The sequence below is a fragment of the Streptomyces sp. SID10853 genome (genome assembly GCF_010548145.1).
Taxonomy (GTDB): Bacteria; Actinomycetota; Actinomycetes; order Streptomycetales; family Streptomycetaceae; genus Streptomyces.
Map to the genome: position 1 here is coordinate 1 of NZ_JAAGLN010000303.1, position 6891 is coordinate 6891.

General features: G+C 71.8%; 7 protein-coding genes and 1 pseudogene. All 8 read left to right on the top strand.

Annotation, left to right across the window (positions count from 1 at the left end):
- Positions 1-450, top strand: a 450-nt coding sequence (locus tag G3I19_RS32850; protein WP_164267366.1) for a hypothetical protein, incomplete at its 5' end; no start/stop codon positions are given.
- A 165-nt stretch (positions 451-615) separates the two neighbouring features.
- Entirely contained in the window at positions 616-1041 is a 426-nt protein-coding gene (locus tag G3I19_RS32855) for a phage tail protein (RefSeq protein ID WP_164267372.1), read from the top strand.
- 12 nt (positions 1042-1053) lie between these two features.
- Entirely contained in the window at positions 1054-1782 is a 729-nt protein-coding gene (locus G3I19_RS32860; RefSeq protein WP_164267367.1) for a LysM peptidoglycan-binding domain-containing protein, read from the top strand.
- Positions 1782-3665, top strand: coding sequence for a VgrG-related protein (locus G3I19_RS32865; protein ID WP_164267368.1), 1884 nt, complete (start codon positions 1782-1784; stop codon positions 3663-3665). The genes G3I19_RS32860 and G3I19_RS32865 overlap by 1 nt, the downstream gene beginning before the upstream one ends.
- A gap of 1 nt (position 3666) precedes the next feature.
- Positions 3667-4104 (top strand): GPW/gp25 family protein, encoded by a 438-nt coding sequence (locus G3I19_RS32870; RefSeq protein WP_164267369.1) that lies wholly within the window; start codon positions 3667-3669, stop codon positions 4102-4104.
- Positions 4104-6062: a putative baseplate assembly protein gene (locus tag G3I19_RS32875; RefSeq protein WP_164267370.1), complete on the top strand. Its 1959-nt coding sequence runs from the start codon at positions 4104-4106 to the stop codon at positions 6060-6062. The genes G3I19_RS32870 and G3I19_RS32875 overlap by 1 nt, the downstream gene beginning before the upstream one ends.
- The gene (locus G3I19_RS32880) at positions 6059-6634 is read left to right on the top strand and encodes a phage tail protein (protein ID WP_164267371.1); all 576 of its coding nucleotides are present in this window, start codon (positions 6059-6061) and stop codon (positions 6632-6634) included. The genes G3I19_RS32875 and G3I19_RS32880 overlap by 4 nt, the downstream gene beginning before the upstream one ends.
- Positions 6631-6891, top strand: a pseudogene (locus tag G3I19_RS37835) (hypothetical protein); the annotation flags it as partial. The gene G3I19_RS32880 and the pseudogene G3I19_RS37835, both read left to right, overlap by 4 nt.

Below are 6891 nucleotides of genomic sequence, written 5' to 3' on the forward strand. Positions count from 1 at the left end.
GTCGCCCTCGGCCGTACGGCCGCCGCGGCGGCGCCCGCGGCGCTGCCGGTGCAGCGGGCACCCGGCACCCCGACATCGCACGGGTCGAATCCGCCCCAGCTGGTGAAGGCGCCCGCGCCCGTCCCGCCGCAGCTCCCGGCCGTGAACCTGACGACCCAGAACCCATCGGGCGGCTCGGGCAACGGCGGTGGAGGCGCGCCTCCGCCCCCGTACACCGAGCGGGCCGAGAACCCTCCGCCGTACAGTGCGGTGGCGCCGAACCTCAACAACGGCCCGCGCTGCGACGGCGCCACCGAGGACACCGGGAGCAGGTTCGACGCCCGGGACCTCTCCGACGGCCAGGTGGACGAGCTCACCCACCGGCTGATGGGGCCGATCACTCGGCTGCTGAGGACGGAGCTGCGCATGGACCGTGAACGGATCGGCAGACTCCGGGACCCCCGCCGCTGACGGCGACCGCCCCGGCGCACCATGGCAGGACCGCACGACCGCACCACCCGCAGGACCGCACGACCGCACGACCAGCAGGACCGCACCGCCCGCAGGACCGCACCACCCGCACCACCCGCAGGACCGCACCACCCGCACCGACCGCAGGAAGGAACGCCGCACCCGATGCCCCAGGACCAGGATCCCGGCTCCACCATCTTCTTCAGCCTGTCCATCGACGGAGAGAGCCTGGGCACGTTCAACGGCTGCGAAGGGCTCTCCTCCCAGGTGGAGATCGAGCAGCGGCAGGAGGGCGGCAACAACGGCTTCGTCTGGCAGCTGCCGTCCCGGGTCACGTTCTCCAACATCACGCTGACCCGCCCGCTCACCCCGGACACCGCGAAGGTCGCGCGGTGGATCTCCTCCATCACCACCGGCGTCACCCGGCCGACCGCGCAGATCTCCGCGCTGCGCGCCGACGGTTCGCTGGTCGCCCGCTGGGGTCTGATCGATGTGCTGCCGGTGAGCTGGCGCGGACCTTCGCTGAACCCTTCCAGTCCCTCGGTGGCCACTGAGACCCTGGAGATCACCCACCACGGATTCACGGACTAGGGGGCCGCGCAGATGGCGAGCACCGGAGGCAAGGGCGGCGCGGGCAAGAGCCTGGTGCGGGCGACGCTGGCGATCCACCAGCCGCCCGTCGGCTACAGCACCACGCCCGGCGGGCTGATCCGCACGTTCAACTTCGACTTCAACCCGTCGCAGCTGGCGCTGAGCCGCCGCGCCCAGTGGAAGACCACCCCCACGGCGGCGGTGCGCGACGGCGCGGTGCCGGAGTTCATGGGGCCCGAGCCCCGCGAGATGACGGTCGAGGTGTTCCTCGACAGCTCCGACGAGCCGGACAGCAACGACGTACGGAAGAACGTCGAAGCGCTCTTCTCCTGCTGCGAGACGACCTCGGCCAGCATCGCGGCGAAGCAGCCGTCGACGCCGTGGGTGGTCTTCCAGTGGGGCGCGTTCTCCACCGCGCGTTTCACCGCGTACGTCAGCTCGGTCGACGCCTCGTACAGCCTCTTCAGCACCACCGGTGTGCCGATCAGGGCCACCTGCCAGGTGCATCTGCACGAGATCCCGAGCAAGACCGCCGGGCAGAACCCCACATCCGGTGCGCTCACCGCACGCCGGGTGCACCGGGTCGTCGCGGGTGACTCGCTCCAGTTCCTCGCCTGGCGCGAGTACGGTGACGCCACCGTCTGGCGGACCATCGCCGAGGCCAACGGCATCGACAACCCCGGGCAGTTGAGCCCCGGCACCGAACTCATGCTTCCCGCTGCCGAAGAGGTCGGCCACTGATGACCAAGATCGGCTACTCCAACGTCCTCCATGTCACGATCGGCGGGGCGCCGCTGACGAAGGAGCTCGCCTCGCTGCTCGTCGGGGGCTGGGTCGACTTCGGCGCGGGGGTGCCCGGCGCCTTCGAGCTCACCTTCCGCGACCCCAAGAAGAAGGTGCTCTCCGAATCCGGCGCGGACATCGGCAAGAAGACCGTCATCGCGCCGGTCGCCGACGGCCAGGGGGCCCAGTCCCCGCTGATCACCGGTGAGATCACCGGCCTGGAGATCGACTACGACGGCACCGGCACCAGGACGGTCATCCGCGGCTACGACGGCGGTCACCGGATGCTGCGCCAGCGCCGGGTGATCGGATACCGGAACATGACGGCGTCCGACATCGCCCGCAAGCTCGCCGGCCAGGACAAGCTCCCGATCGGCAACATCGATGCCACGAAGGGCATCTACGAGTACATCACCCAGGCCAACGTCACCGACTGGGACTTCCTGTGCCGGCTCGCCGACGAGAACGAGCGGGTGATGTCCGTCGACTCCAAGGGCGAGTTCCAGTTCGCGAAGCCCGATCCGGCGTCCGGCGCCCCGCCGGTGAGCACACCGAGCGAGAAGAGCCCGTACGTCCTGGAGGCCGGGGTCGACATCCTGCGCTGCCGCGCCGCGGTGACCTCCGCCGACCAGGTGGCCAAGGTCGAGGCGCGCGGCTGGGACGTGACCGCCAAGCGCGACCTCGTCGGCAAGTCGCCCGCCACCTCCAACCCCGGTATATCCATCGGCACTTCGCCCGCGAAGGCCAGCAGCAAGTTCGGCCCCGCCACGATCGTCGAGACGGACACCCCGTACGACAAGCAGAGCGAGGTGAAGAACGCGGCTTCGGCCCTCGCCGACGACGTCACCGCGGCCTTCGCCGAGCTGGAGGTGACGGTCCGCGGCAACCCCAAGCTGCGGCCCGGCGTGCCGGTCGCGCTCGCCGATGTGGGCGACCCGTTCGAGGGCAAGTACACGGTGACGGCGGCCCGTCACACCTTCGGTGACGGCCGGCACTACGAGACGTTCCTGACGGTCAGCGGCCGGCAGTGGCGTTCGACGTACGGGCTCACATCGGGCGGGGCGAGCCCGTCGGTCCGGCTGCCCAGCGTCGCCAACGCGCTGGTCACCGACGTCAAGGACCCGCTGAGGCAGGGCCGCGTCAAGCTGCGCTTCCCGTGGCTCGACGACATGTACACCAGCGACTGGACCCGTACCGTGCAGTTCGGCGGGCTCAAGGGCGGCGGCCTCATCGCGCCCGACGCCGGGGACGAGGTGCTGGTGGCCTTCGACCGCGGCGCCCTCGACCACCCGTTCGTGATCGGCGGCCTCTACAACGGCAAGGACAAGCCGGGCACCAACGACGTCCAGCCCTACGACCGCACCAGCGGCCGTGCCACCCGGCACACCCTGGCCGACCGCAGCAACAACCGGGTCGACCTGCTCGACCAGCGGACCGGCGGCAAACGCGGGGTCCGCATCAGCAGCGGCGACGACCGGCTGACCATCAACCTGGACCGCACCAAGACCGAGATCACCGTCGACAGCAAGGGCTCCGTCACCATCAAGGGCACCCGGTCGGTGTCCGTCGAGGCGGGGAAGGACCTGTCGCTGAAGGCGGGCGGCAAGATCTCCATCATGAGTGGTGGGATGCTCGACCTGACGGGGTCGGTCATCAACGCGAAGGCGGCGGGTGCGCTCAACATGGAGGCGGGGGGCGAACTGGGCATGAACGTCGGCGGCCTGGCGACCATCGACGCGGTCGGCAGCATCCAGCTCAACGCGGTCGCGAACATCGGGATCAAGGCCGTCAGCGTGGCGCTGATGGGCGTCGTCACCGCCAACGACTTGCCGGTGGTCTGATATGGCAGAGCAATTCGTCGGCACCGGCTGGGCGTTCCCCCTGCGTATCGGCCCCACCGGTGGCATCGCCATGGTCAGCGGGGAGCGCGAGGTCGAGGAGGCCATCAGGCTGGTCCTCGCCACCGCCCCGGGCGAACGCCCCATGCGCCCCGACTTCGGCTGCGCCATCCACGACATGGTCTTCGCCCCGGTCAACGAGGCGACGGCCGGCCGTATCCAGCACGAGGTGTATGTGAGCCTCGACCGCTGGGAGCCGCGCATCGAGGTGGAGGATGTCGAGGTGAGCGCCGGGGACGAACAGGGCGTGCTCTTCATCGACGTCCGGTACTCGATCCGCGGCACCAACAACCCGCGCAGCCTGGTCTTCCCGTTCTACACGATTCCCTCCCACGACGAGCCGTCCTCGGATGCGGGACCGGCCACCGAAAGCGAACGCTGATGGCACTGCCCTCTCCCCACCTCGACGACCGCCGCTTCCAGCAGTTCGTCGACGACGCCAAGCGCTACATCCAGCAGCGCGCCCCGGAGTGGACGGACCACAACGTGTCCGACCCGGGGGTCACGCTCGTCGAGACGGTCGCGCACATGGCCGACCAGATCGTCTACCGGCTCAACCGCGTCCCCGAGAAGAACCACCTCGCCTTCCTCGACCTGATCGGGATCACCCTCTTCCCGCCGTCGGCGGCGCGCACCGACGTCACCTTCTGGCTGTCGGCGCCGCTCGACGAGGCCGTACGGCTGCCCGTCGGCACCGAGATCGCCACCGCCCGCACCGAGAGCGAGGAGGCGGTGGTCTTCGCCACCGAGCGCGAACTCACCGTCTACTCGTGCGAGTTGGCGTATCTGGTGGTCCAGCGCAACGGTGAGACCGCCGCCGACCGTACGTCCGAGCTGGCCGAGGCCAAGGACCTGCTCTGCTTCTCCGAGTCGCCGCAGCCCGGCGACTGCCTGATGTTCGGCCTCACCGCGGCCGTCCCGCGCTGCGCGGTGGCGCTGACCCTCGACAGCCGTGTCGACGGTGTCGGTGTCGACCCGCGGCAGCCCCCGCTGGTCTGGGAGGCGTGGACCGAGGACGGCTGGACCGCCTGCGAGGTGGACCGGGACGGCACCGGCGGTCTCAACCGGCCGGGCGAGGTCGTCCTGCACGTCCCCGGCGGCCACACCAAGTCCCGCTCCGGGCGCCGCGAGGCGGGCTGGCTGCGCTGCCGGGTCACCGAACCCGCCACCGGGCAGCCCTTCTACACGACATCGCCCACCGTGCGCTCGGCCGAGGCGTTCACCATCGGCGGCACCACGGGCGCCGTGCACGCCGAGACCGTGCGCGACGAGGCGCTCGGCGAGTCCAGCGGCCTGCCCGGCCAGCGGCTGCGGCTCGCCGCCGCCCCGGTCGTCGGTGACGTACCGCCGCTGAACCTGCAGATCGCCGAGCGCGACGGCTGGGTCGACTGGGACGTCGTCCCGCACTTCGCCGCGTCCGGACCCGACGACCGCCATCTGACCCTGGACGCGGCCACCGGCGAGATAGCCTTCGGCCCCTCCGTACGCGAGGCCGACGGCACCATGCGGCAGTACGGCGCGGTGCCGCCGAAGGGCGCCGTCATCCGCGCGCGCAGCTACCGGACCGGCGGCGGACGGCACGGCAACGTCGCCCGCGGCGCCGTGCAGGTGCTGCGCAACTCCGTCCCGTACGTCTCCGAGGTCATCAACCGCGAAGCGGCCAGGGGCGGGGTCGACGGGGAGACCGTCGACGAGGCCAAGGCCCGCGCCCCGATCACGCTGCGCGCCCAGGACCGTGCGGTGACCCTGCGCGACTACGAGGAACTGGCCCGGCGCGCGGCCCCGGAGACCGCCCGTATCACCTGCCTCGAAGGCAAGTCGGACGAGCACGGCGCCCATGCCGTACGGGTCCTGGTCGTGCCGCAGGCGGTGCCCGACCCGGGCGGCTGGCTGCGGTTCGAGCAACTCGTGCCCGGCGACGCGCTGCTGGAGCGCATCACCCGCTATCTGGACGAGCGGCGGCTGCTCGGCACCCGGCTGGCGGTGGGCCCGCCCTTCTACCAGGGCATCACCGTCGTCGCGACCGTGCACGCCTTCCGCGGCGCCGACACCGACAAGGTCAGGCGGCAGGCGCACGAGGCGCTCTACCGGCACCTCGACCCGCTGACCGGCGGTGCGCACGGCACCGGGTGGCCGTTCGGGCGTCCGGTGCAGTCCGGTGAGATCTTCGCGGTCCTCCAGCGGGTGCCGGGTGTGGAGCTGGTGGACCAGGTGCTGCTGCACCCGGCCGACCCGCTGACCGGCAAGCGCGGCGACGCGACCGAGCGGATCGACCTCGAAGCCCCGGCGCTGGTCTTCTCGTTCGACCACCGGGTCCGGGTCATCGGGGACGGATCATGAGGGGCTCCGTCGACGGCCTGGGCTCGTCGGCGCCGCTGGGCCTGATGCTCCCCGCGGTGTTCGCCGACGACGAGCTGGCGCAGCGCTTCGTCGCCGGTCTCGACGACATTCTCGCCCCGATCCACAACGTCCTCGACTGCCTCGACTCCTACTTCACCCCGTCGCTGGCGCCCGCCGACTTCACCCGCTGGCTCGCGGAGTGGGTCGGCGCCGAGACGGACGGCGCCGAACGCGTCGGTGGGCAGGAGGGCGAAGCCGTACTCAGGGCCGCCGTGGCCGCCGCAGCGCATCTGCACCGCATCCGCGGCACCCGGCGCGGGCTCGCCGAGGTGATCAGGCTGACGTTCGGCGTCGAGCCGGTGATCGCCGAGAGCGGCGCGGCCGACTGGGACGCCCGCCCGCTCGGGCCCGTCCCCGGCGGACGGCGTCCGAGCCTGCACGTGTCGTTGGCGCTGCCCCATCCGGCCCCGGGCGACCAGCACCGGCTGGAAAGCCTCGTCGAAGCCGCCCGCCCCGCCCACATGCCCTTCACGGTCCAGGTGACCGCGGCCGAAAGGACCCCCGGCAAATGACCACTCAGCCCCCAGGCGCCGACCCTGGACGGACGCGGGAGCGGACCCGTGCGTGCGCCGAGTGCGGTACGCCTTCGACGCCCGGGCACTCGTTCTGCGAAGGCTGCGGCGCCGTCCTCAGCTGGTCCCCGGCCGAACGGGCCGCCGCGCCCGCCGACCCGCCGCCCCCGGCGGCCGAAGACGACGACGAGCCGAGCACCCTGCCGACCCCGGTCGTACGGGACGGCGGCCGCAGGCCGCAGGACGCACCGGGCACG

What these genes read in the sequence shown, in the direction of transcription:
- G3I19_RS32855 (WP_164267372.1), top strand. Translation starts at nt 616, where the DNA reads ATGCCCCAGGACCAGGATCCCGGCTCCACCATCTTCTTCAGCCTGTCC.
- G3I19_RS32860 (WP_164267367.1), top strand. Translation starts at nt 1,054, where the DNA reads ATGGCGAGCACCGGAGGCAAGGGCGGCGCGGGCAAGAGCCTGGTGCGG.
- G3I19_RS32865 (WP_164267368.1), top strand. Translation starts at nt 1,782, where the DNA reads ATGACCAAGATCGGCTACTCCAACGTCCTCCATGTCACGATCGGCGGG.
- G3I19_RS32870 (WP_164267369.1), top strand. Translation starts at nt 3,667, where the DNA reads ATGGCAGAGCAATTCGTCGGCACCGGCTGGGCGTTCCCCCTGCGTATC.
- G3I19_RS32875 (WP_164267370.1), top strand. Translation starts at nt 4,104, where the DNA reads ATGGCACTGCCCTCTCCCCACCTCGACGACCGCCGCTTCCAGCAGTTC.
- G3I19_RS32880 (WP_164267371.1), top strand. Translation starts at nt 6,059, where the DNA reads ATGAGGGGCTCCGTCGACGGCCTGGGCTCGTCGGCGCCGCTGGGCCTG.